This window comes from Terrabacter sp. GCM10028922, from assembly GCF_042666095.1.
In the GTDB taxonomy this organism is placed as follows: domain Bacteria; phylum Actinomycetota; class Actinomycetes; order Actinomycetales; family Dermatophilaceae; genus Terrabacter.
The window spans coordinates 1-23,477 of the sequence record NZ_JBHTFG010000006.1 but is presented as its reverse complement, the minus strand read 5'-3'; the positions used below and the strand labels follow the sequence as shown (position 1 = coordinate 23,477).

Here is a 23,477-nt window from a genome sequence, read left to right as displayed (position 1 = left end):
GGGCGAGGGCGGCGCCTACGATGACCGCATGCCGCCGAGCCCCCTTCCCGACGTGCCCACGATCCAGCTCGTCCTCGCCTCCGCGTCGCCCGCTCGGCGCACGACCTTGCGCGCCGCAGGCATCGAGCCGCTGGTCGTCGTCAGCGGCGTCGACGAGGACCTCGCCGTCGCAGAGGCGACGGAGCGCTACGGCCCGCTCGAGCCCGGCGACATCGCCCTGCTGCTGGCTCGGGCCAAGGCTGAGGACGTCGCGGCCCGCGTCGACCAGGCTGCCGTCGTCATCGGCTGCGACTCGGTGCTCGAGCTCGACGGGGAGGTCCACGGCAAGCCCACCGACGCGGACGAGGCCGTGTCGCGCTGGCGGCGCATGCGCGGGCGGTCCGGTGTGCTCCACACCGGTCACTGGCTCGTCGACGACCGTGGCCCGGGTGGCGCGACCCTCGGGGCCACCGCGTCGACGACCGTCCACTTCGCGAAGCTCTCGGACGAGGAGATCGACGCCTACGTCGCCACGGGCGAGCCGCTCGCCGTCGCGGGTGCGTTCACCATCGACGGGCTGGGCGGCGCATTCGTCACGGCCATCGAGGGTGACCACCACAACGTCGTCGGGCTGTCCCTGCCGCTGCTGCGCGAGCTGCTCGCCGACGCGGGCGTGGAGTGGTTCGACGTCGTCGGCGGGGTCGGTACTGCTCAGGGGTAGAGGTCGTCGGTGAGGTTCTCGATGACAAGGTAGTGCTCGGTCCACCACCACATCTGGGCCGCACCGGCCACGACGATCAGTCCGAGCAGCCAGTAGCGGTAGCGGCCCCACCACGGCAGCTTGAGGAACCACGCGATGACGAGCGTCATCGGGAACGCGAGCAGCGCGTAGCGCACGCGGCTCGGCGTCGTGCTCGTGACGAGCAGGATGTAGGCCGGGTAGGCGCCGGCCCAGCCCCAGATCTCCGGGCCCCAGCGCCACGAGGTCTTCGAGAGCATCAACCACGCGAACCCTGCGACGCCGGCCACACCGACCACCTGGCCGATGACGCCCCAGTAGTCGTAGAGCAGGTTCCACCAGAGGTAGAGCTTGATCTTCGTCTCGATGTTCCAGGCGCGCATCGTGTCGTTGTACGCGTTGGGGGTGTCGGTCGCGATCGTGACGATGGTCGGCCAGAGCCAGGTGAGGACGCCGGCGTATGCCGCGAGCGCAGCCATCGCGAGTCGGAAGCGCTTCGGGTGGGGCCCCTCGTCGCTCTGACGCCAGCGCACGACCGCGTGGGCGACGATGACCGGGACCATGGCGATCACTACGTTGCGGCTGAGGGAGAGCACGAGCAGCGCGACGGCGACCCACCAGTACTGCCGGCGTCGCAGCAGCCACAGCACGGTGACCACGCCGAGGAGGGCGGTCGACTCGGTGTACGACGCCGAGAACGCCGGTGAGGCGATGAAGAAGCAGGTCGCGACGACGGCGACGATGGCCTCCCAGCGCCCGACGGCCTGGTCGACGAGCTTGAAGAGCAGGTGCATCGCGACGAAGCCGATGACCGTCGAGAGCACGGGGGCGACGACCGCGAACGGCAGTCCCGTGACCTTCATGATGAGTCCGACGCTCATCGGGAACACCGGGAAGAAGGCCCACGGGTTCATGTCGATGCCGCCCCAACCGACGCGCGGCAGCACAGCGGGGTAGCCCTGCTCAGCGATGACGCGGTACCACTGCCCGTCCCAACCCGTCATGACCGCCAGGTAGCCGGGGTCGGCGGGCGAGGGGTAGAAGATGCGGATGTTCGTCGTGCCGATCGGCAACGGGATCTGGTACCGAGACAGGTAGGTGGCGGCGACCCACACGAAGATGCGTGAGATGCCGAACACGGCGAACGGGAACCACACCGGGAAACGCCGCCAGAACGGCGTCCGGGACTCGACGGCGCGGTCGGGGTTCTCGACCTGGTGACCGAGGCGCGGCTCAGACCGGCGGGACGGAGCGTCGGCGCTCGCTGAAGTGACGGTCACGCCGGGAAGCATAGGCCAGACGGTGCACGAGGTCCGAGCGCAGTTCATCCGCCTCGATGATCGAGTCAAGCACGAGATCGGCGGCCAGCCGCTCGATGTCGACGTCCTCCTCGTACTCGCGGCGGCGGTCCGCGACGAACCGTGCCTGCTCGTCCGGGTCTGCGATCTCGGCGATCTTGTTCGCGTACACGGCGTTGACGGCCGCCTCCGGGCCCATGACGGCGATGCGCGCCGTGGGTAGCGCGATCGTCGCGTCGGGCCCGAACCCGGGGCCGCCCATGGCATAGAGGCCGGCCCCGTAGGCCTTGCGGACGACGACGCAGAACTGCGGCACCGTCGCGGACGACACGGCACTGACCATCTTCGCGCCGTGGCGGATGATGCCGCCGCGCTCGACCTCGGACCCGATCATGAAGCCGGGGACGTCGGCGAGGTAGACGAGGGGGATGTTGAACGCGTCGCAGAGCCAGATGAAGCGTGCGGCCTTGTCCGCGCTGTCGGTGAACAGCACGCCACCCTTGACCATCGAGTTGTTGGCGACGATGCCGACGGTCTGCCCTTCGAGGCGACCGAAGCCGATGACGAGCTCGCCTGCCCAGAGGGGCTTGAGCTCGAAGAAGGAGTCGTCGTCGACGAGGCCGTCGATGACGTCATGGATGTCGAAGGGCACGGACTCGCGCTCCGGAACGGTTTCGCGGGTCAGCGGCGCGGCCGGCTCCTCGGCGGCGTACGTCGGCGGCTGGTCTCGCCAGCTGCCGGGCACGTAGGAGAAGTAGAGCTTGGCGAGCTCGATGGCCTCTGGGTCGTCGTGGGCGAGCAGGTCGCCGACGCCGGAGACCGTGCAGTGCATGCGGGCGCCGCCCATCTCCTCGAGGGAGACCTTCTCGCCGACGACCATCTCGGCCATGCGTGGGCTGCCGAGGTACATCGACGCGTTGCCCTCGACCATGATGATGAGGTCGCAGAAGCTCGGGATGTAGGCGCCACCCGCAGCACTCGGCCCGAAGAGGCAGCAGATCTGCGGCACCTTGCCCGAGAGGGCAACCTGGTTGTGGAAGATGCGACCGGCTCCGCGGCGACCGGGGAACATCTCCACCTGGTCGGTGATGCGGGCACCCGCAGAGTCGACGAACCAGAAGACCGGCAGCTCCTCGCGCAGCGCCATCTCGGTGGCGCGCACGATCTTCTCGACGGTGCGCGACCCCCACGAGCCGGCTTTGACGGTCGGGTCGTTCGCGATGACGATCGCCGGTCTGCCGTCGACGGTGCCACGGCCGGTGACGACGCCGTCGGCCGGCAGGCCGGGCTGGAGCGCGTTGGCGTAGCGGCCGTCCTCGACGAACGAGCCCTCGTCGAACAGCAGGGCGATGCGGTCCCGGACGTAGATCTTGCCCTGGGCGTCGAGCTTGGCCTGGGCCTTCTCGGGCGCGCTCGCGGACGCGGCGTGCGCGGCTGCCAGCCGCCGGCGGACGTCGGCGACCCGCGGGTCACGTTGCGGGGCGGCTCCGCTCATGCGGGAAGCCCCAGCCCACGGGCGATGAGCATGCGCTGCACCTCCGAGGTGCCCTCGCCGATCTCGAGGATCTTGGCATCGCGGTAGAACCGCGCCACGGGGTACTCCTCCATGAAGCCGTTGCCGCCGAAGACCTGGGTGGCCGTGCGGGTGGCCGTCACGGCCGCCTCGGTCGAGTACAGCTTCGCGATGGCGGCCGCCTGCTTGACCTCGGTGACGGAGCGCCTGCCGGCGTGCAGCTCGTCCTTGAGCCAGGCCGCCTTGTAGGTGAGCAGCCGGGCGCCCTCGACCATGACGGCCAGGTCGGCGAGCTGGAACGAGACGCCCTGGTTGGCCCCGATGGCCCGGCCGAACGCCGTCCGCGTCTTCGCGTAGTCGGTCGCGAGCTCGAGGCAGGCCTGCGCGCAGCCCACCGCGAGGGCGGAGATCGCGATGCGACCGTCGTCGAGGGTCTTGAGGAACTGCTTGAAGCCCTCGCCCTCGTTGCCGAGCAGGTTGCCGACCGGGACCCGGCAGTTCTCGAAGGTGAGGCCGTGGGTGTCGGACACGTGCCAACCGAGCTTGTGGTACGCCGGCTCGACGACGAAGCCGGGCGTGCCGGCCGGGACCATGATGGCCGAGAGCTGGGGCGAGCCGTCCTCCCGGGTGCCCGTGCGGGCGGTCACGGTGACGACCGAGGTGAGCTCGGTGCCGGAGTTCGTGATGAAGGCCTTCGCGCCGTTGATGACCCATTCGTCGCCGTCGCGGACGGCCCTCGTGCGGGTGGCGGCGGCGTCCGAGCCGGCTTCGGGCTCGGTCAGGCCGAAGCCCGCGAGCGCGCGGCCGGAGACGAGGTCGGGCAGGAAACGCTGCTTCTGCTCCTCGTTGCCGTAGGTCAGGATCGGGTTGATGCCGAGGCCCACACCGGCCGAGAGCGTGATGCCGATGGACTGGTCGACCCGGCCGAGCTCCTCGATCGCGACGCACAGGCTCGTGAAGTCACCGGCCTCGCCCGCGCCGCCGTACTCCTCCGGGACGACGAGCCCGAAGAGCCCCAGGTCGCCCATCTTGGGCACGAGGTCCGTGGGGAAGTGCGAGGCGGCGTCCCACTTGGCGATGTTGGGCGCGACCTCCTTCTCGGCGAAGTCGCGGACGACCCTGCGGAAGTCCTCATGATCCTGGCTGAGCTCGAACATCGCTGTTCTCCTGAACGGTGGTCGCGGCCATCACGCGCTCGTGACGCATGCTTGACGTTGACGTAAACGTAAAGCACTATCGTCGTCATGACAAGTGGTACTGCGACCGAACGCACGACGTCCCGGGTCGGCGAGACCTGGACCATCGCCCAGGTCGCAGAGGCGTTCGGGGTGACCCACCGCACCGTCCGCCACTACGAGGACCTCGGCCTCATCACCCCGGAGCGCCGGGGTACCCAGCGGGTGTACCACCGCCGCGACCGGACGCGTCTCAGCCTCATCCTGCGCGGCAAGCGGCTCGGGTTCCCGCTCGAGGAGATCCGCACGATCATCGACCTGTTCGATGCCCCCCGCGGCCGGCGCACCCAGCTGGAGTACGTCCTCGGCCAGATCGACGAGCGCCGAGCCGACCTCGAGCAGCGCCTGCGCGACGTGCAGGACGCGATCGCCGAGCTCGGCGAGTTCGAGCGGCGCTGCCGTGACGACCTGGGCCGCCTCGACGAGCCGTGAGGGCCGTGCGAGCGCCGGCGCGTTGCGTGACACGATGGGTGCATGAGCGCTGAAGACACGAAGATCTCCGCCTACGCCCACCCCGACCGTCTCGTGACGACCGAGTGGCTGGCAGAGCAGCTCGCGGCCGGCGCGGTCGGCGGCCCCGACGGCATCGTGCTGCTCGAGTCCGACGAGGACGTGCTCCTCTACGAGACCGGCCACATCCCCGGCGCGCTCAAGATCGACTGGCACCTCGACCTCAACGACCCCGTGACGCGCGACTACGTCGACGGCGCCCGCTTCGCCGAGGTCGTGGGCTCCCGTGGCATCGGCCGGGACACCACGGTCGTGATCTACGGCGACAAGAGCAACTGGTGGGCGGCATACGCCCTCTGGGTGTTCAGCCTCTTCGGCCACGAGGACGTGCGCCTGCTCGACGGCGGCCGCGCCAAGTGGATCGCCGAGGGGCGCGAGCTGACGCGCGACGTGCCCACGCCGACGGTCGTCGACTACCCGGTCGCCGAACGCGACGACGCCCCGATCCGCGCCTTCAAGGACGACGTGCTCGCCCACCTCGGCAAGCCACTCATCGACGTCCGCTCCCCCGGCGAGTACTCCGGTGAGCTGCTGCACATGCCCGACTACCCCCAAGAGGGCGCGATGCGGGGCGGCCACATCCCCGGCGCGAAGTCGGTGCCGTGGGCTCGGGCCGCCAACGAGGACGGCTCGTTCAAGTCGCGCGAGGACCTCGAGGCGATCTACCTCGGGGAGCAGGGTCTCACGCCGTCCGACGACGTCGTGGCGTACTGCCGTATCGGCGAGCGGTCGTCGCACACGTGGTTCGTCCTGACGCATCTGCTCGGCTTCGAGGCAGTGCGCAACTACGACGGCTCGTGGACCGAGTGGGGCAACTCCGTCCGCGTCCCGATCGAGAAGTGAGCCGGAACGCACCAAGGAGCCTCTCGTGAGCGACATCCCACTCCCGCCCTCGCTGGCGGAGATCGCCGAAGACTTCCGCTCGGCGAGCAACGACCTCAAGCTGCAGCTGCTGCTGGAGTTCAGCGACGAGCTGCCAGGACTGCCCGAGCGGTACGTCGGCCACCTGGACCAGCTCGAGCGCGTCGACGAGTGCCAGTCCCCGCTCTTCCTGACCGTCGAGGTCGGCGACGGCGACTCGCTCGACGAACGCGTCGTCAGCGTGTTCTTCGACGCCCCGGCCGAGGCGCCGACGACACGCGGCTTCGCCGGCATCCTCCACGAGGGCCTCGACGGCCTCACTGCGGCAGAGGTCCTCGCGGTGCCGGACGACGCCCCCATGCGCTTCGGCCTCGCGGAAGCCGTGTCCCCGCTCCGCATGCGCGGCATGGTCGCAATGCTCGGCCGGATCAAGCGCCAGGTTCGGGCGAAGACCGCGGCCTGACGGACGTCGCCACGCTCACCTACGTCACTGCTCCGCCTGACGCAACAGTGACGTAGCCGCCGACCCCCTCCCGAGCACCCCCTCCGCTACGTCACTGCTCCACGGGGCGCAACAGTGACGTAGCCGGTCGCGGCGCAGCCCGTCCCGAGGAGGCCTGTGGACAACCTCACCGCGGGGCGCCGGTCCTGTCGGCGCCCGCGTGCACCCTGAGGCCATGTCCGAAACCACACGCAGCCGGCGGCATGATGACGAGGCAGGACGGTTCGTCGTTCGCGCACGTCGCCTGGCAGACCTGAGCCAGCGTGATCTCGCTGTGCGGATCGGCGTCTCCGCGAGCACGGTCAGCCGAATCGAGTCAGGCCTCACGGTCCCGAGCATCGAGCTGTTCGAGCGCATTCTCGCGTTGGCGGGTCTACGGCTCGCAGTCGTCGACGCCGCGGGCAACCGGGTTGCACCGGCCCCGGCGGACGCGGTGCGCGACAACCAGGGCCGCCGGTTCCCCGCACACCTGGACGTCGATCCACCCGACCAGGTGCCGCGCGAGCGGGACGTGTGGCCCCGCTACGACCGTCTCGAGGCACGGGCGTGGTATCGGCAACGGACGTTGCGCGACCGACTCATCGAAGGTGCGCCCCAGCGCGAGCGTCCTGTCGACCACCCCACCGAGGACGAGCTGCAGCTGCGTCGACGGCTCATGCGCGGCCGGCAGCCCAGGGTCGACGCACCGCCGCGTCCCGAGCCGGTCTGCGAGTGTCCCGACGCGTGCTTCGAGGCCCTGTGCGTGGCCGACTGCACCTGCCAGTGCGAGCCGCAGAGCAACCGCCTCGGACTGCTCTTCGTCCCGGACGACACCATGCTCCATGGCCCGGCACGCTCCGGCGAGGACGACGCCGCAAGTTGACGGGTCCGTCCACGTTGATGTCGTCGGTGTCGCGGAAGTACGTCTGCGTCGCGCGCAGGCCACGGTTCGGCGTTCAGGCCAACGCTCCCGCGGGGCTGACGAGTCAGCCCCCGATGCGCGTGCGGACCTCGTAGAGCTCGGGGAAGAACGTCAGGTCGAGGGCGCGTCGCAGGAAGTCGACACCGGTGGAGCCCCCGGTCCCGGTCTTCTGCCCGATCGTGCGCTGCACGACCTGCAGGTGCCGGAACCGCCACTGCTGGAAGTTGTCCTCGAGGTCCACGAGCTCCTCGCACGTCTCGTACACGCCCCAGTGCTCGTGCGGCTGCGCGTACACGCCGGCGAAGACGTCGACGAGCCCCTCGTCGTGGCGGTAGGGCTGGCTCCAGTCGCGGTCGAGCAGGCGGGCCGGAACGGCATACCCCCGGCGGGCGAGGTACGCGAGGAACTCGTCGTAGAGACTTGGCTCGCGGAGGAGCTCGTCGAGCTCGGCTCGTGCACGCTCGTCGTGCGAGAAGACCGCGACCATGTCGGCGTTCTTGTTGCCGAGGAGGAACTCGACCTCGCGGTACTGCGCCGACTGGAAGCCCGAGCTCGCCGCCAGGAACGGGCGGATCTCGGCGTACTCACTGGGGGTGAGCGTCGCGAGCACCGACCACTGGTCGGTGAGCGTGTGCTGGATGTGCTTGACGCGAGCGAGTCGCTTGAGTGCCGGAGCAAGCTCGTCGTCTCTGAGCAGCTTTCTGGCAGAACGCAGCTCGTGGATCAGCAGCTTGAGCCAGAGCTCCGACGTCTGGTGCTGGATGATGAAGAGCAGCTCGTCGTGCTGGGGCGGCTCGCTGAGCGGGTGCTGTGCACTGAGCAAGGTGTCGAGGCGGAGGTAGTCGCCGTATGACATCTTGCGGGTGAAGTCACGCTCGATGCCCTTCTCGAGGTCGCGCCTGACGCGCCGGTCGTCCATGGCCATGGCAGCGATCCTAGGTGCGAGATCAGCTCGGTCGCGGCCGGATCCTGACGAGGTGCTCGACGACGCCGGGGATCCAGCCGGTCTCACCGCGCATCCAGCGCGCACCGACGAGGTTGTGCGGGACGACGACGGTGTCGGCACGCGCGGCGACGAGTCCGAGGTCGGTACCGAAGACGTCGGTCACCACAGCCCACTCTCGCGCGCTGTGCCGGGCGAGGTGCTCACCGATCGCGACGGCAAACGTGTCGACGATGACATCCGGACCGTCGCCGTCCCCCCCGACCGACCACCGGTGGAACGCCTCGTCGTAGTGCGCGCCGATCGAGGCGAGGTCGTCGACGTCGACGCCCTCGTCGGCGGCGTGCGCGAGCGCGGTCGCGATGCGGTCGCGCTCCGCGTCACCGAGCGGGTTGGCGACGGGACGACCGGTGTGGTCAGGGGCGAGGGTGTCGCCGGCGTCGACCGGATCGACCGAGGTCGGCTCCGAGGGCGGGGCGGCGTCGTCCTTGTTCTTCTTCGAGAACAGTCCCATGCCCGCCAATCTAGTGTCTCGGGTGAACCTCGGTCCGTGTCGTCTCAGCCTGCTCGGCCCCGCGGCGGCGATGTGCCCGACCTCACGCGGAGACGGCCGTGAATCCGCCCCACGGGGCCGAGTTGACGTGACGTCACCCCGATAGAGTCCGAGCCATGGCATCCATCACCAAGGTCCTCATCGCAAATCGTGGCGAGATCGCCGTCCGCATCGCGCGGGCGTGCACGGACAGCGCGATCGCCTCGGTCGCGGTCTACGCGGACCCGGACCGGGATGCCCTGCACGTCAAGGTCGCCGACGAGGCGTACGCCCTCGGCGGCTCCACCCCCGGCGAGAGCTACCTGCTCCAGGACAAGCTGCTCGAGGTCGCCAAGCAGTCCGGCGCCGACGCGGTCCACCCCGGCTACGGCTTCCTCGCCGAGAACGCCTCGTTCGCCCAGGCCGTCATCGACGCCGGCCTCATCTGGATCGGTCCCGGCCCCGAGGCGATCGACGCACTCGGCGACAAGGTCAAGGCCCGCCACATCGCGACCAAGGCCGGCGCGCCGCTCGTGCCCGGCACCAAGGACCCGGTCTCCGGGGCCGACGAGGTGGTCGCCTTCGCTCAGGAGCACGGCCTGCCGGTCGCGATCAAGGCCGCCTACGGCGGCGGCGGACGCGGCCTGAAGGTGGCCCGCACGATCGAGGAGATCCCGCACCTGTTCGACTCCGCGGTCCGCGAGGCGGTCACCGCGTTCGGTCGCGGCGAGTGCTTCGTCGAACGCTTCCTGGACAAGCCGCGCCACGTCGAGACCCAGTGCCTGGCCGACCAGCACGGCAACGTCGTGGTCGTCTCGACCCGGGACTGCTCGCTGCAGCGGCGCAACCAGAAGCTCGTCGAGGAGGCCCCCGCGCCGTTCCTGACCGAGGCCCAGCACGCCGAGCTGCTCCGCGCGTCCAAGGCCATCCTCAAGGAGGCCGGCTACGTCGGCGCCGGCACCTGCGAGTTCCTCGTCGGCCCGGCCGGCGACATCAGCTTCCTCGAGGTCAACACCCGCCTGCAGGTCGAGCACCCCGTCACCGAGGAGGTCACCGGCATCGACCTCGTGCGCGAGCAGTTCCGCATCGCCAACGGCGAGTCCCTCGACTACGGCGACCCCGAGCCGCATGCCCACTCCATCGAGTTCCGGATCAACGGCGAGGACGCCGGCCGCGGCTTCCTGCCCGCCCCCGGCACCGTCAGCCGCATGCTCGTCCCGCACGGCCCGGGCGTGCGCTGGGACGCCGGCCTCCTCGAGGGCGACACCGTCGCCGGTGCCTTCGACTCCATGATCGCCAAGCTCGTCGTCACCGGCCGCACCCGCGAACAGGCCATCGAACGCTCCCGCCGGGCCCTGGCCGAGCTGACCATCGAGGGCATGCCCACGGTCGTGCCGTTCCACCGCGCGGTCGTCGCCGACCCCGCCTTCGCGCCCAAGGACGGCTCGCCGTTCACCATCCACACCCGCTGGATCGAGACGGAGTTCGACAACACCATCGAGCCGTATGCCGGTGGGCCCGGCGACACGACCGAGGCCGAGGAGCGCCAGACCGTCGTCGTCGAGGTCGGCGGCAAACGCCTCGAGGTCTCCCTGCCCGGCGGTCTGTCGTTCGGTGCCGGAGGTGGCGGCGCAGCGTCCGGCAGCCGCAAGAAGGCGCCCAAGCGCTCCGGTGGCGGCAAGTCCGGCGGCGCCGCCTCGGGCGACTCCCTCACCGCCCCCATGCAGGGCACCATCGTCAAGATCGCCGTCGAGGAGGGCGCCACCGTCGCCGCAGGCGACCTCGTCATCGTCCTCGAGGCCATGAAGATGGAACAGCCCATCGCCGCGCACAAGGACGGCGTCGTGACCGGCCTGACAGCCGCCGTCGGCGAGACCGTGACCTCCGGTGCCGTGCTCGCCGAGATCAAGGACGCCGCCGCCATTGCCTGAGGGCTGAGGCACCGCCCGCAGACGACGAGGGCCGAACCCGTTGAGCGGGTCGGCCCTCGTCGCTTCCCTGTCAGCCGGGGGTCACGCCTTCGCCGGCGGGTCGCCGAGGGTGATGTCGCCCTCGCTCGCCCCAGGCAGGTTCGGGTTCGGCACCCCGGGAAGGTCCTGCTCGCGGCCCGGTGTGGTGGGTGGGACCTCGGACGGACCCGGACTGCCCGGCACGCTGGGGTCGATCGGCGCGGGGTCGTTGGGGTCGACCGGCGGCGTTGGAGGCCCCGGAGTCGGGACCGGCTCGGGGGTGGGCCCGGGGGTGGGCTCAGGGGTGGGACCAGGCTCTGGGGTGGGCCCGGGACCGGGCGCCGGGTCGGGGGTGGGTGCGGGCTGGGGGGAGGGCGCCGGCTCGGGCGTCACCGGCGGCTCGGTCGGTCCGGGCGGCTGCGTGTCCTCGGCGTCGGGCGGCAGACCGAGCGACTCCTTGACCGAGTCGGTGCCCTGGTCGATCTTGTCGGCGTACTTCCCTCCGGTGCGCTCGTTGATGAGCTCCTCGGCCTTGTCGAGACCCTGCTGGGCCTGCTCGGGATGGCCCTTGATGAAGTCTTTGGCCTTCTGGATCCAGTCGCTCACTGCGTGTGCCTCCACGGTTCGACGTGGTCGGGGACCCAGCCCGACAGCGACCGGGCTCCCTGACGCGACGGCGACGCCGCCACGGCCCCGAGGCTACGCCTCTGGCACACTGCTCATGTGCTTGTGACCCTGCCCAGTGCGACGAACAACCCGCCCGTGTTCTCGGTGACGAATCTCGTCATCCTCCTCGTCGTGGCCGTGGTCGTCTACCCGCTCCAGAAGAAGCTGCGCGAGTCGGTCTCCCGGCGTCGGCGTGAGCGCTGGGCGGAGGAGGACCGTCTCGCCCAGGCCGAGCTCGAGCAGCGCGACCGGCCGTCGCCGACCGACGAAGGCGCCTGACGCCGTCCTGGCCACGTATGCCGTGCGGCGGGTCGTCCGCTGGACGCTCAGTCCGACTGGTGCAGCTGACGGGCGGCCTCGGCGATCGAGCCCGACAGCGACGGGTAGACCGTGATGGTGCTGGAGACCTGGTCGACGCTGAGCCGGTTCTGCACGGCGAGCGCCACGGGGTAGATCAGCTCGGAGGCCTTCGGCGCGACGACGACGCCGCCCAGGACCGCGCCGTAGCCCTTGCGGCAGAAGAGCTTGACGAAGCCGTCCGAGATGCCCTGCATCTTGGCGCGGGGGTTGCGCGCGAGGGGCAGCACGACGGACTCGACGTCGGGTGACGCGTCGGCCGCGTTCTGGCTGATGCCGACGGTCGCGATCTCCGGCTCGGTGAAGATGTTTGCCGCCACGCCCCGGACGTTGAGGGGTGAGACGGCGTCGCCGAGCGCGTGCCACATGGCGATCCGGCCCTGCATGGCAGCCACCGACGCGAGGGGCAGCACACCGGTGCAGTCGCCCGCCGCGTAGACGCCGCCGACGTTGGTGCGGGAGACGCGGTCGACCTGGACGTGCCCGGACGGGCTCAGCTCCACGCCGATCTCCTCAAGGCCGAGGCCGGCCGTGTTGGGAACGGAGCCGACGGCGAGGAGCGCGTGCGAGCCCTGGACGGTGCGGCCGTCGACGAGGGTCACGACGACTCCGTCGGCGGTGCGCTCGACCGACGCCGCGCGCGACTTGTTCAGGACCTCCATGCCGCGCTTGCGGAAGACGTCCTCGATGACGGTGGCGGCGTCGGCGTCCTCGCCGGGCAGCACGCGGTCGCGCGAGGAGACGAGGACGACGTTCGACCCGAGACCGAGATAGGCCTGCGCGAGCTCGGCGCCGGTGACGCCGGACCCGATGACGACGATGCGCTCGGGCAGCTCCTCGAGCGAGTAGATCTGCTGCCACGTGAGAATGCGCTCGCCGTCGGGACGCATGGTGTCCATGACGCGCGGGGCGGCGCCGGTCGCCACGAGGACGACGTCGGCGCGCAGCTCGTGGGTCGAGCCGTCGGCGAGATCCGCGACGACGAGCTCGCGACTGGTGAACCGGGCCGTGCCGCGCAGGACCGTGACGCCGACCTGCTCCAGGCTCCCCTGGATGTCGGCGCTCTGCGCCGCGGCGAGCTCGAGGATGCGGTCGTTGACCATCTGCGCCTGGGCGACGGCGTCGGACACCTCGTCGCCGTCGTCGTCCTGCAGCCGGACGCCCAGCCGCGAGGCGGTCTGGAAGTCGGACATGTAGTCGGCGGTGGCGATGAGGGCCTTGCTCGGCACGCAGTCGGTCAGGACCGCCGCACCGCCGAGGCCGTCCCGCTCGACGATGGTGACCCGCGCGCCGAGCTGCACGGCGACGAGCGCCGCCTCATAGCCGCCGGGGCCGCCGCCGATGATAACAACGGATGTCTCGCGCGTGATCACGGGGACCATCCAACCATCCCTGCGGCCGGCCGCTTCGAGATGTTCGGGCCGCGCGACTCGGCGCGAGGCTGGGCCCGGGTCTCACCCACCTCGCTAGAGTCCTCGTCGTGACCAGTTCCTCCCGCGATCTCAACGACCCCTCCACCGACCCGTTCGACGTCGCCGTCGACGCCGCGGCGGTCATCGCCGAGCGGACGGGCACCGAGCGCCACGACGTCGCCCTCGTGCTGGGGTCGGGCTGGGGCCAGACGGCCGACCTCATCGGTGAGACGCTCGCAACCGTCGAGAACGCCGACGTCCCCGGGTTCCACGGCGTTTCGGTGGCCGGACACTCCGGCAGCATGCGCTCCGTCGCGATCGGCGACACGGGTCGCCGCGCCCTCGTGTTCGGCACCCGCACCCACTTCTACGAGGGACGTGGCGTGCGGGCCGTCGTGCACGGCGTCCGCACGGCCAAGGCCGCCGGCTGCCGGGCCATCGTGCTGACCAACGGTTGTGGCGGCCTCAACCCCGCGTGGGCGCCGGGCACCCCGGTGCTCATCCGCGACCACATCAACCTCACGGCCCACTCCCCGATCGAGGGCCCGAACTTCGTCGACCTCACCGACCTCTACACGCCACGCCTGCGTGACCTGGCCCGCGAGGTCGACCCCGACCTCGACGAGGGCGTGTACGTCCAGTTCCGCGGGCCGCACTACGAGACCCCGGCCGAGGTGCACATGGCCAAGGTCCTCGGCGGCGACCTCGTGGGGATGTCGACGACGCTGGAGGCGATCGCCGCCCGGCAGTCCGGCCTCGACGTGCTCGGCATCTCACTGGTCACGAACCTCGCGGCCGGCATCTCCGACACCCCCCTGAGCCACGAAGAGGTCCTCGAGGCCGGGCAGGCCGCTGCCGCGCGCTGCGGCCGGCTCCTCGCGGACGTCGTGGGGCGGCTGTGATGACGACGCCCGAGCCCACCGAGTCGGCGTATGCCGCCGCGCGGGCCTGGCGCGACGACGACCCGGACCCGACCACGCGGGCCGAGCTCGACGCGGTGCTGGAGCGGGCGACCGCCGGCGACAAGGCCGCTGCCGCCGACCTCGCCGACCGGATGGCGGGCCTGCTCGAGTTCGGTACCGCAGGCCTGCGAGGGGCGCTCGGTGCCGGGCCCAACCGGATGAACCGCAGCGTCGTCATCCGCGCGGCGGCCGGCCTCACGGCATACCTCAAGGACGAGGGAGATGCGGGCGCGCACCCGACGGTCGTCATCGGCTTCGACGCGCGCTACAACTCCGACGTCTTCGCCCGGGACACCGCTGCGGTGGTCGTCGCGGCCGGCGGGCGCGCCCTCCTGCTCCCGCAGCCGCTGCCGACGCCGGTGCTCGCGTTCGCGATCCGCCACCTCGGTGCCGACGCCGGTGTCATGGTCACGGCGAGCCACAACCCGCCGCAGGACAACGGCTACAAGGTCTACCTCGGCGACGGCAGCCAGATCGTGCCTCCGGCCGACGCCCGGATCGCCGCCCAGATCGCCCGGGTCGAGCGAGTGTCGGACGTGCCGCGCGCTCATGACGGCTGGGAGACGCTCGGCGACAACCTGCTCGAGGACTACGTCGACGCCGTCGTCACCGTCGTCGACCCCTCGTCACCGCGGGACCTGCACTGCGTCCACACGAGCCTGCACGGCGTCGGCCACGGAACGGTCCACACCGCCTTCGTCCAGGCAGGTTTCGAGGCCCCCACGGCCGTCGACGAGCAGGCCGTCCCTGACCCCGACTTCCCGACCGTCGCCTTCCCCAACCCCGAGGAGCAGGGTGCGATCGATCTCGCGCTCGCCCAGGCCCGCGCGGTCGGTTGCGACCTCGTCATCGCGAACGACCCCGATGCCGACCGCTGCGCAGCGGCAGTGCACGACCCGGCCCTCGGCGACTGGCGGATGCTCCGTGGCGACGAGGTCGGTGCCCTGCTGGGCGCCCACATCGTGCGCCGCGGGGTCGCGCCCACCGACGTCTTCGCGAACTCGATCGTGTCGTCGCGCCTGCTCGCGTCGATCGCGCGAGCCGCGGGCGTGGCCCACGTGGAGACCTTGACGGGCTTCAAGTGGATCGCCCGCGTCGAGGGGCTCCGCTACGGCTACGAGGAGGCGCTCGGCTACTGCGTCGCGCCGCAGCTCGTGCGCGACAAGGACGGCATCAGTGCTGCGCTCCTGCTCGCCGAGCTCGCCGCCACGCTCAAGGCCCAGGGCCGCGCGCTCACCGACCTGCTCGACGACCTCGCCGTCGAGCACGGCGTGCACGCGACCGACTCGTTCTCCGTCCGGGTCTCCGACCTCGGCCAGACCGACACGCTCATGGCCCGGCTCCGCGCCGAGCCACCGGGCTCGGTCGCCGGCACCGACATCGAGCGCATCGACGACCTGGGCCGCGGCGACGGCGGGCTGCCGCCGACGGAGGGGCTGCGCTACCACCTCGTCGACCGGTCCCGCGTCATCGTGCGACCGAGCGGCACCGAGCCCAAGGTCAAGGTCTACCTCGAGGTGATCGAGCCGGTCGACGGCCCGGAGTCGCTCGCGCAGTCGCGAGCCGTCGCCGAGACGCGTCTGGCCCGCATCCGCGCGGACTTCGAGCAGCTCACGTCCCTCTGAACGCCAGCGGCCACGTGGGGGCGCCCGCCGTCGCGCCTCCTGCCCGCCCTGACGCGGGCCTCAGGCCACGACCGTCGCGATGACGACGAACGCGAAGGCCGCGAGCAGCAGCCCCACCGACACGGGGTCCCAGGCCTGGGTCGCGATGCGTGGCGTCCTGCCGTCCTTGCGCCTGCGGTCGGCGGCCCTGCGCTCCTCCACCTCGGCCGCGACGGCCTGGGCCTCGACCTTCGACTTCGTCGGTTCCTCCTTCGTGCCCTTGCCACGCACCTTGTTGGCACCGACGGAGAGCATGCCGCGGCCGTACCGCGGACGACCCGGGTCGGCCGGCACCCCCCACGCGGTGTAGCGCCGGCCCTCCGCGGTGAGCTCGAGCGCCCACCGCGAGCGCACGTCGGTGATGACGGGCCAGGTCAGCTCGACGACGCGCATCGGGTTGACGAGGCGGATGCCCTCGGCGTGGATGACCACGGACGGGCGTACGACGAACAGCCACAGCAGCACGAGGGCGAACACGACGCCCGAGATGAGCACCCAGCTGCGCGGCGACGTGAGCAGGGCCGGCACGAGCAGCCCCAGGCCCGCGACCGCACCGACGACGCCGACCGCGACGGACGAGCCGGGACGCAGGGTGCGACCGCCGCCGCTGCCGCGGGCGTCGGGATCCGAGTCGGCCGATGCGGGCTGGGAGGCGTCTGAGCTCACGTCCTGACTCTCTCACGCGTTACGGGCCGTCTCGACAGGTGGATACACTCCCGTGGTGACAGTTAGCACCACGACGCGGACCGCGCAGGACCTCACCGCGCAGGCGCGGGACGTCCTGGGGGTGTCTCGCCTCACGAACCACGCCCTGACGTCCTGGCTCCACGGCATCCCCGGTGTCGACCAGGTCGGCTGCGAGGCGCGTGCCGCGAGTCTCGGCACCCGCTCGATCAAGACGACGAGCAAGGCGTGGGCCATCGACACCGCCATCAGCATGATCGACCTGACGACGCTCGAGGGCGCCGACACGGTCGGCAAGGTGCGGTCGCTGTGCGCCAAGGCGCGCGTGCCCGACCCGCTCGACCCGACGACGCCGCGCCCGGCCGCCATCTGCGTCTACGGCGACATGGTCGCCACCGCCAAGGCGGCCCTCGGCGACAGCGGCATCCACGTGGCGGCCGTCGCCACGGCCTTCCCGTCGGGGCGCGCGAGCCTGCCGGTGAAGCTTGCCGACACGCGCGACGCGGTCGAGGCGGGGGCCGACGAGATCGACATGGTCATCGACCGTGGCGCCTTCCTCTCCGGCGACTACCTCACGGTGTTCAACCAGATCGGCGCGGTCAAGCAGGCCTGCGGCAGCGCGCACCTCAAGGTCATCATGGAGACCGGCGAGCTCGTGACGTACGACAACGTCCGCCGGGCCTCCTACCTCTCGATGCTCGCGGGCGGCGACTTCATCAAGACGTCCACGGGCAAGGTCACACCGGCCGCCACGCTCCCGGTCACGCTCATCATGCTCGAGGCCGTCCGTGACTGGCAGGAGCTCACCGGCATCCAGGTCGGCGTCAAGCCCGCCGGTGGCATCAAGACCACGAAGGACGCGATCAAGTACCTCGTCATGGTGAGCGAGATCGCCGGAGACGACTGGATGACGCCGGAGTGGTTCCGGTTCGGCGCCTCGAGCCTGCTCAACGACCTCCTCCTCCAGCGCCAGAAGCTCGCGACCGGTGCCTACTCGGGTGCCGACTACGTGACCATCGACTGACCCACCCCTTGGCTGACACGACTGCACCGACTGAGCTCACGAAAGACACCTGATGCCCACGTTCGAGTACGCCCCCGCGCCGGAGTCGCGCGCCATCGTCACGATCGAGAAGTCCTACGGACTCTTCGTCGACGGCGCGTTCACCCGGCCCAAGGCGACGTTCGCCACGATCAACCCCGCCGACGAGACCGTCCTCGCCGAGGTCAGCCAGGCCGGCCCCAAGGACGTCGACAAGGCCGTCGCAGCAGCCCGCCGCGCCTACGAGGGTGTCTGGGGGCGGATGAGCGGCGCCGAGCGCGGCAAGTACCTCTTCCGCATCGCCCGCATCCTGCAGGAACGTGCCCGCGAGTTCGCCGTCCTCGAGACCCTCGACAACGGCAAGCCGATCAAGGAGACCCGCGACGTCGACGTGCCGATCGCGGCGGCGCACTTCTTCTACCACGCGGGCTGGGCCGACAAGCTGGAGTATGCCGGCCTGTCGGCCTCCGGCGCGGACCTGCCGCGCCCGCACGGCGTCGTCGGGCAGGTCATCCCGTGGAACTTCCCGCTCCTCATGCTCGCGTGGAAGATCGCCCCCGCCCTCGCGACCGGCAACACGGTCGTGCTCAAGCCGGCAGAGACGACGCCGCTCTCGGCGCTGCTCTTCGCCGAGGTCTGCCAGCAGGCCGACCTGCCCCCGGGGGTCGTCAACATCGTCACCGGTGACGGGCGCACGGGCCAGGCGCTCGTCGAGCACCCCGACGTCGACAAGATCGCCTTCACCGGCTCGACCGAGGTGGGCAAGGCCATCGCCCGCTCGATCGCCGGCACCTCCAAGAAGGCGACGCTCGAGCTGGGCGGCAAGGCCGCCAACATCGTCTTCGACGACGCCCCGCTCGACCAGGCGGTCGAGGGCATCGTCAACGGGATCTTCTTCAACCAGGGCCAGGTCTGCTGCGCCGGCTCCCGACTGCTCGTGCAGGAGAGCATCCACGACCAGGTCGTCGCCAAGCTCCAGCGTCGGCTCGGCACGCTGCGTGTCGGCGACCCGATGGACAAGAACAGCGACCTCGGCGCGATCAACAGCAAGGCGCAGCTGCAGCGCATCACCTCGCTCGTCGAGGCCGGCATCGCCGAGGGTGCCGATCGCTGGAGCCCCGAGTGCACGCTGCCCGCCAAGGGCTACTGGTTCCCCCCGACGGTGCTGACCGGCGTCTCGCAGACGCACCGGGTTGCGACCGAGGAGATCTTCGGCCCTGTCCTGTCCGTGCTGACGTTCCGCACGCCGCAGGAGGCGGTCGCGAAGGCCAACAACACGGCATACGGCCTGTCCGCCGGGGTCTGGACCGAGAAGGGCTCGCGCATCCTCTGGATGGCCGACCAGCTCAAGGCCGGCGTCGTCTGGGCCAACACCTTCAACCGCTTCGACCCGACGTCGCCGTTCGGTGGCTACAAGGAGTCGGGCTACGGCCGCGAGGGCGGCCGCCACGGCCTCGAGGCCTACGTCACCACCGCCCCTGCGACCCTGACGGGAGCCACCCGATGAGCCGCCTCGACGTGCGCAAGACCTACAAGCTCTACATCGGCGGAGCGTTCCCCCGCAGCGAGTCCGGCCGTTCGTACGAGGTCGTCTCGGCCAAGGGAGAGTTCCTCGCGAACGCCGCGATGGGCTCGCGCAAGGACGTCCGTGACGCGGTCGTCGCGGCCAGGGCCGCCCTGGCGGGGTGGTCGGGCGCGACGCCGTACAACCGGGGCCAGGTGCTGTACCGCGTCGCGGAGGTGCTCGAAGGACGCCGCGCCCAGTTCGTCGATGAGGTCGCCGCGAGCGAGGGCGTCTCGGCCCGCGCCGCAGGGGCCCTCGTCGACGCCGCCATCGACCGGGTCGTCTGGTACGCCGGGTGGACCGACAAGATCGCCCAGGTCCTCGGCAACCTCAACCCCGTCGCCGGGCCGTTCTTCAACGTGTCCGCACCCGAGCCCACGGGCGTCGTGGGCATCCTTGCGCCACAAGGCTCTTCGCTGCTCGGGCTCGTATCGGTCATCGCCCCCGTCATCGCATCGGGCAACACGGCCGTCGTCGTGACGTCGGCCGACCGCCCGCTGCCCGCCGTGACGTTCGGCGAGGTGCTCGCGACGTCCGACGTGCCCGGCGGAGTCGTCAACATCATCACGGCCCGCACCGCCGAGGTCGCATCGTGGCTCGCCGCGCACCGCGACGTCAACGCCATCGACCTCACCGGTGCGGCGGGCGCCGACGGCCTCGACTGGGGCGCCCTCGAGGCCGAGGCCGCCGGCAACCTCAAGCGCGTCCTGAGACCGGCTCTTGCCGACGGCCGGCCCGTCGAGCCCGACTGGAGCGCCGACCCCGGCCTGGGCCGGATCCGCGCCTTCGTCGAGACGAAGACCGTCTGGCACCCCAAGGGCCTCTGACATCGCACCGGGCACGAGGCAAGGAGGCCACGAGGTGGTGCCGGTCGACAGCCGCTCCGCAGCCGCCGGGCGTCGCCGGGTCATCCTGCTGACCGGGCCGAGCGGATCGGGCAAGAGCCGTCTGTCCGCGCGGCTCAGCGCGGCGCACGGATGGCCCGTCGTGCGCCTCGACGACTTCTACCGTGAGGCGAGCGACCCTCGCCTGCCACGCTCGCCCCTGGGCATCGCGGACTGGGACCACGAGGACTCGTGGGACGCGGCTGCGGCGGCTGCAGCGCTGCGGCAGCTCGTCGACGAGGGACACGTCGAGGTGCCGGTCTACGACATCGGGCTCTCCGCCGTGACGGGCCGGCACGCCGTCACGGCCGGGCCCACCGACCACGTCCTCGCCGAGGGACTCTTCGCCGGCCGTCTCGTCGAGCCGCTGCGCCGGGAGGGCCTGCTCGCCGACGCGCTGTGCGTGCGCCAGAACCGCACCCTGACGGCCCTGCGCCGCTTCGTGCGCGACCTGTCCGAGCGTCGCAAGCCGCCCCACATCCTCCTACGCCGGGGTGTCGCCCTGTGGCGCGACGAGCCAGGGGTGGTCGCGCAGGCCGAGGCCGACGGCGCGCGCTGCGTCCACCCGCGTGATGCCGAGACGGAGCTCGGCGCGCTCATCGGCGCAGCCGCCGGCCGATGAGGCTCATCGGCCTGCTCGGCGGCATGAGCTGGGAGTCGAGCGCCGAATACTACCGTCTCGCCAACGAGCTCGTGCGCGAGAGGGTCGGCGGCCTCGCCTCCGCACGGCTGCTCCTCCACTCGGTCGACTTCGCCGACGTCGAGCGCCTCCAGGCCGAGGGCCGCTGGGACGAGGCGGGCACGCTGCTCGCGGCAGCCGCTGCGGGGCTCGAGGCCGGCGGCGCCCAGCTGCTCGTGCTGTGCACCAACACCATGCACAAGGTGGCCCCGGCGATCGAGGACGCCGTGACGATCCCCCTGCTGCACATCGGCGACGTCACCGCCCACGCCGTGCGAGCGGCGGGGGTCGGGCGCGTGGGGCTGCTCGCGACGGCCTACACGATGGAGCAGTCGTTCCTGCGCGAGCGGCTCGCCGGGCACGGCCTCACGGTCCTCGTGCCGGACGCCGACGACCGCGCCCTGGTGCACCGGGTCATCTACGAGGAGCTGTGCCTCGGCATCGTCACCGCGGAGTCACGTCAGGCCTACCGTGAGGTCATCGGGCGGCTCGTCGCTGCCGGAGCCGAGGGAGTGATCCTCGGCTGCACCGAGATCGAGCTGCTCGTGGACCAGACCGACGCGGCCGTGCCCGTCTTCCCCACGACGCGGCTGCACGTCGAGGCCGCCGTCGAGGCGGCCCTGCGCGACTGACCGTGTGGTCCGCCCAACCTCAGGAGACCGGCGCGTCGTGGTGGCCGAGGGCCGCGTAGCCCGGCTTGATCACGTCGTCGATGAGGGCCAGTCGCTCGTCGAACGGGATGAACGCCGACTTCATCGCGTTGATCGTCACCCACCGGAGGTCCTCGAGCGTCCACTCGGCCTCGTCGCGCAGCAGCGTGGCCTCCCTGCTCATCGACGTGCCGCTCATGAGACGGTTGTCGGTGTTGAGCGTGACGCGGAACCGCAGCCGGCGCAGCAACGTGATCGGGTGCAGCGGGATCGACAGGGCAGCCGACGTCTGCAGGTTGCTGCTCGGGCACATCTCCAGCGGGATGCGCTTGTCGCGCACGTACGCCGCCAGCCTGCCGAGGCGTACCCGCCCCAGGTCGAGGGCGGTGAGCGCGTCCGCGTCTGCCTTGTTGCCCTCGAGCCACTCGGCGAAGGGCGAGCCGTCGATGCTGATGTCGTCGACGATGCGAACCCCGTGGCCCAGCCGGTCCGCCCCGCACCACTGGATCGCCTGCCAGATCGACGGCAGGCCGAACGCCTCACCGGCGTGGATCGTGAAGTGGAAGTTCTCGCGCTGCAGGTACTCGAACGCGTCGAGGTGCCGGGTGGGCGGGTAGCCGGCCTCGGCCCCGGCGATGTCGAACCCCGAGACGCCCTCGTCGCGGTAGCGGATCGCGAGCTCGGCGATCTCGGTGGACTTCGCAGCGTGGCGCATGGCGGTCAGCAGGCCGGTGACGCGGATGGGGTTGCCGGCCTCAGCGGCCTTGGCCTCGCCGTCGCGCAGACCGGCATTGACGGCCTCGACGACACCCTCGAGCGTCAGTCCCTTGGTCAGGTGCTGTTCGGGGGCATAGCGGCTCTCTGCGTAGACGACTCCGTCGGCGGCGAGATCCTGGGCGCACTCGCTGGCGACGCGGAAGAGCCCCTCGCGCGTCTGCATCACGGCCAGGGTGTGGTCGAACGTCTCGAGGTAGCGAGGCAGGGACCCGGAGTCGGCGCTGTCGCGGAACCACGTCCCCAGGGCCTCGGACTCACTCGCCGGCAGGCCGTCGTAGCCGCACTCCTGGGCGAGCTCGATGATGGTCTGCGGGCGCAGGCCGCCGTCGAGGTGGTCGTGGAGCAGGACCTTGGGCGCCAAGCGGAGCTCGTCCGCGCTCATGAGGCCGCCTCGTCGTCGCGGTGCACGGTGTCCGGGCTGAACGCCGGGAGGCACACGGCAACGTACTCGGCCCCCTCGGGCCCGCACGAGTAGCGGATGCGCTCCCCGCCGCGCGTGACGACCGACTGGCCCGCGCCCACTTCGAGCGTGCCGCCGTCGTGGTCGATGAGGACCGTCCCGGTGAGCACGAGCGTGATCTCGTCGAACTCGGGAGTCTGGAACGGCTCCGACCAGCCGGCAGGGGCCACCATTCGGGCCACGGAGACGGAGGACTTGAGCCCGGCGTCGGGAGTGTTCACGCCGCCGACGTGCTCGTCGATGACCTTGCCGCCCGGGACCGGGATGCGCGTCGGGGAGGGAATGAGTTCAGGCACGTGCCAACCCTAGACCCTGCGTTCGAGGCCGAAGAACGTTCGGCAGAGGCCTCGAAAAGACGCGGGAAATGCGAAGACCCCGCCGGTCACCCGGCGGGGTCTTCTCAAAGTGTGTCCGGCTGCGTCCTACTCTCCCACACCGTCACCAGTGCAGTACCATCGGCGCTGAAGGGCTTAGCTTCCGGGTTCGGAATGGAGCCGGGCGTTTCCCCTTCGCTATGACAGCCGAAACTCTATGGAGATATCAATTCGTGGACGCGAGCCCCCGGGACACGCACACGGTGGTGGTGGTGGGGGTTTGCGTGTTCCCGTTTGTATCTCGGGAACCGCACAGTGGACGCGTAGCATCTTTGTAAGTCAAGTTATCGGCTTATTAGTACCGGTCAGCTCCACACATTGCTGTGCTTCCACATCCGGC

At 70.9% G+C, this 23,477-nt stretch carries 24 protein-coding genes and 1 rRNA gene; 14 read left to right on the top strand and 11 right to left on the bottom strand.

The features are described 5' to 3' along the window. Window positions 1–28 precede the first annotated feature (28 nt). Window positions 29–700 (top strand): Maf family protein, encoded by a 672-nt coding sequence (locus ACFQU3_RS05000; RefSeq protein ID WP_385907374.1) that lies wholly within the window; start codon window positions 29–31, stop codon window positions 698–700. On the opposite strand, the gene ACFQU3_RS04995 is transcribed toward ACFQU3_RS05000, so the two are convergent. The 3 genes from ACFQU3_RS04995 to ACFQU3_RS04985 are packed head-to-tail and all read right to left on the bottom strand — an operon-like array spanning window position 691 to window position 4,686. Continuing rightward, the gene (locus ACFQU3_RS04995; RefSeq protein ID WP_385907372.1) at window positions 691–1,998 is read right to left on the bottom strand and encodes a hypothetical protein; all 1,308 of its coding nucleotides are present in this window, start codon (window positions 1,996–1,998) and stop codon (window positions 691–693) included. The genes ACFQU3_RS05000 and ACFQU3_RS04995 overlap by 10 nt on opposite strands. Further along, complete coding sequence (locus ACFQU3_RS04990) at window positions 1,952–3,511, bottom strand: acyl-CoA carboxylase subunit beta (protein WP_385907370.1); 1,560 nt, start codon at window positions 3,509–3,511, stop codon at window positions 1,952–1,954. The genes ACFQU3_RS04995 and ACFQU3_RS04990 overlap by 47 nt, the downstream gene beginning before the upstream one ends. Then, window positions 3,508–4,686, bottom strand: a complete 1,179-nt coding sequence (locus ACFQU3_RS04985; protein WP_385907368.1) for an acyl-CoA dehydrogenase family protein — start codon at window positions 4,684–4,686, stop codon at window positions 3,508–3,510. Before ACFQU3_RS04985 ends, ACFQU3_RS04990 begins: the two co-directional genes overlap by 4 nt. Window positions 4,687–4,773: 87 nt before the next feature. Between ACFQU3_RS04985 and ACFQU3_RS04980 the strand changes: the two genes are divergently transcribed. The 4 genes from ACFQU3_RS04980 to ACFQU3_RS04965 all read left to right on the top strand — a co-directional run bounded on the left by ACFQU3_RS04980 (window position 4,774) and on the right by ACFQU3_RS04965 (window position 7,499). Next, a complete protein-coding gene (locus ACFQU3_RS04980; RefSeq protein ID WP_385907366.1) occupies window positions 4,774–5,196 on the top strand; it encodes a MerR family DNA-binding transcriptional regulator in 423 nt (140 codons plus the stop codon). A gap of 42 nt (window positions 5,197–5,238) precedes the next feature. Next, window positions 5,239–6,117: a sulfurtransferase gene (locus tag ACFQU3_RS04975; RefSeq protein WP_385907364.1), complete on the top strand. Its 879-nt coding sequence runs from the start codon at window positions 5,239–5,241 to the stop codon at window positions 6,115–6,117. A gap of 25 nt (window positions 6,118–6,142) precedes the next feature. After that, window positions 6,143–6,598: a SufE family protein gene (locus ACFQU3_RS04970; protein ID WP_385907362.1), complete on the top strand. Its 456-nt coding sequence runs from the start codon at window positions 6,143–6,145 to the stop codon at window positions 6,596–6,598. 214 nt (window positions 6,599–6,812) lie between these two features. Further along, a complete protein-coding gene (locus ACFQU3_RS04965; RefSeq protein WP_385907360.1) occupies window positions 6,813–7,499 on the top strand; it encodes a helix-turn-helix domain-containing protein in 687 nt (228 codons plus the stop codon). A gap of 103 nt (window positions 7,500–7,602) precedes the next feature. On the opposite strand, the gene kynA is transcribed toward ACFQU3_RS04965, so the two are convergent. Both kynA and ACFQU3_RS04955 read right to left on the bottom strand, forming a co-directional pair. Beyond that, a complete protein-coding gene (gene kynA / locus ACFQU3_RS04960; RefSeq protein ID WP_385908267.1) occupies window positions 7,603–8,457 on the bottom strand; it encodes a tryptophan 2,3-dioxygenase in 855 nt (284 codons plus the stop codon). A 28-nt stretch (window positions 8,458–8,485) separates the two neighbouring features. Further along, the gene (locus ACFQU3_RS04955; RefSeq protein WP_385907358.1) at window positions 8,486–8,995 is read right to left on the bottom strand and encodes a DUF3806 domain-containing protein; all 510 of its coding nucleotides are present in this window, start codon (window positions 8,993–8,995) and stop codon (window positions 8,486–8,488) included. Window positions 8,996–9,150: 155 nt separating this feature from the next. Here ACFQU3_RS04955 and ACFQU3_RS04950 point away from each other — a divergent pair, with 155 nt between their 5' ends. Beyond that, a complete protein-coding gene (locus ACFQU3_RS04950) occupies window positions 9,151–10,944 on the top strand; it encodes an acetyl/propionyl/methylcrotonyl-CoA carboxylase subunit alpha (protein ID WP_385907356.1) in 1,794 nt (597 codons plus the stop codon). Between the two features lie 81 nt (window positions 10,945–11,025). Here ACFQU3_RS04950 and ACFQU3_RS04945 read toward each other — a convergent pair whose 3' ends face one another. Next, entirely contained in the window at window positions 11,026–11,568 is a 543-nt protein-coding gene (locus ACFQU3_RS04945; RefSeq protein WP_385907354.1) for an antitoxin, read from the bottom strand. Window positions 11,569–11,685: 117 nt separating this feature from the next. On the opposite strand from ACFQU3_RS04945, the gene ACFQU3_RS04940 reads away from it, so the two are divergent. After that, window positions 11,686–11,907 carry a hypothetical protein gene (locus tag ACFQU3_RS04940; RefSeq protein WP_385907352.1) on the top strand — a complete coding sequence of 74 codons (222 nt, stop codon included), beginning with the start codon at window positions 11,686–11,688 and terminating at the stop codon, window positions 11,905–11,907. Window positions 11,908–11,954: 47 nt separating this feature from the next. Here ACFQU3_RS04940 and ACFQU3_RS04935 read toward each other — a convergent pair whose 3' ends face one another. Beyond that, window positions 11,955–13,367, bottom strand: coding sequence for an NAD(P)H-quinone dehydrogenase (locus ACFQU3_RS04935; protein ID WP_385907350.1), 1,413 nt, complete (start codon window positions 13,365–13,367; stop codon window positions 11,955–11,957). 98 nt (window positions 13,368–13,465) lie between these two features. On the opposite strand from ACFQU3_RS04935, the gene ACFQU3_RS04930 reads away from it, so the two are divergent. Then, window positions 13,466–14,299 carry a purine-nucleoside phosphorylase gene (locus tag ACFQU3_RS04930; protein WP_385907348.1) on the top strand — a complete coding sequence of 278 codons (834 nt, stop codon included), beginning with the start codon at window positions 13,466–13,468 and terminating at the stop codon, window positions 14,297–14,299. Next, window positions 14,299–15,984: a phospho-sugar mutase gene (locus ACFQU3_RS04925; protein WP_385907346.1), complete on the top strand. Its 1,686-nt coding sequence runs from the start codon at window positions 14,299–14,301 to the stop codon at window positions 15,982–15,984. The genes ACFQU3_RS04930 and ACFQU3_RS04925 overlap by 1 nt, the downstream gene beginning before the upstream one ends. A gap of 60 nt (window positions 15,985–16,044) precedes the next feature. Here the strand turns inward: ACFQU3_RS04925 and ACFQU3_RS04920 are convergent, their stop codons facing one another. Further along, on the bottom strand, window positions 16,045–16,689 hold the full coding sequence (locus tag ACFQU3_RS04920; RefSeq protein WP_385907344.1) for a PH domain-containing protein: 645 nt from the start codon (window positions 16,687–16,689) through the stop codon (window positions 16,045–16,047). 55 nt (window positions 16,690–16,744) lie between these two features. Between ACFQU3_RS04920 and deoC the strand changes: the two genes are divergently transcribed. The 5 genes from deoC to ACFQU3_RS04895 are packed head-to-tail and all read left to right on the top strand — an operon-like array spanning window position 16,745 to window position 21,508. After that, entirely contained in the window at window positions 16,745–17,731 is a 987-nt protein-coding gene (deoC, locus tag ACFQU3_RS04915; RefSeq protein ID WP_385907342.1) for a deoxyribose-phosphate aldolase, read from the top strand. A 52-nt stretch (window positions 17,732–17,783) separates the two neighbouring features. Beyond that, the gene (locus ACFQU3_RS04910; RefSeq protein WP_385907340.1) at window positions 17,784–19,256 is read left to right on the top strand and encodes an aldehyde dehydrogenase family protein; all 1,473 of its coding nucleotides are present in this window, start codon (window positions 17,784–17,786) and stop codon (window positions 19,254–19,256) included. Further along, a complete protein-coding gene (locus ACFQU3_RS04905) occupies window positions 19,253–20,140 on the top strand; it encodes an aldehyde dehydrogenase family protein (RefSeq protein ID WP_385907338.1) in 888 nt (295 codons plus the stop codon). Before ACFQU3_RS04910 ends, ACFQU3_RS04905 begins: the two co-directional genes overlap by 4 nt. A gap of 34 nt (window positions 20,141–20,174) precedes the next feature. Beyond that, entirely contained in the window at window positions 20,175–20,819 is a 645-nt protein-coding gene (locus ACFQU3_RS04900) for a uridine kinase (protein WP_385907336.1), read from the top strand. Further along, complete coding sequence (locus ACFQU3_RS04895; protein WP_385907334.1) at window positions 20,816–21,508, top strand: aspartate/glutamate racemase family protein; 693 nt, start codon at window positions 20,816–20,818, stop codon at window positions 21,506–21,508. Before ACFQU3_RS04900 ends, ACFQU3_RS04895 begins: the two co-directional genes overlap by 4 nt. Before the next feature lie 19 nt (window positions 21,509–21,527). Here the strand turns inward: ACFQU3_RS04895 and ACFQU3_RS04890 are convergent, their stop codons facing one another. From ACFQU3_RS04890 to rrf, 3 genes are all read right to left on the bottom strand, one after another. After that, window positions 21,528–22,685: an adenosine deaminase gene (locus ACFQU3_RS04890; protein ID WP_385907332.1), complete on the bottom strand. Its 1,158-nt coding sequence runs from the start codon at window positions 22,683–22,685 to the stop codon at window positions 21,528–21,530. Further along, window positions 22,682–23,059, bottom strand: a complete 378-nt coding sequence (locus tag ACFQU3_RS04885) for a cupin domain-containing protein (RefSeq protein ID WP_385907330.1) — start codon at window positions 23,057–23,059, stop codon at window positions 22,682–22,684. Before ACFQU3_RS04885 ends, ACFQU3_RS04890 begins: the two co-directional genes overlap by 4 nt. A 113-nt stretch (window positions 23,060–23,172) precedes the next feature. Continuing rightward, a 5S ribosomal RNA gene (gene rrf / locus ACFQU3_RS04880) occupies window positions 23,173–23,289 on the bottom strand. Window positions 23,290–23,477: the final 188 nt, after the last annotated feature.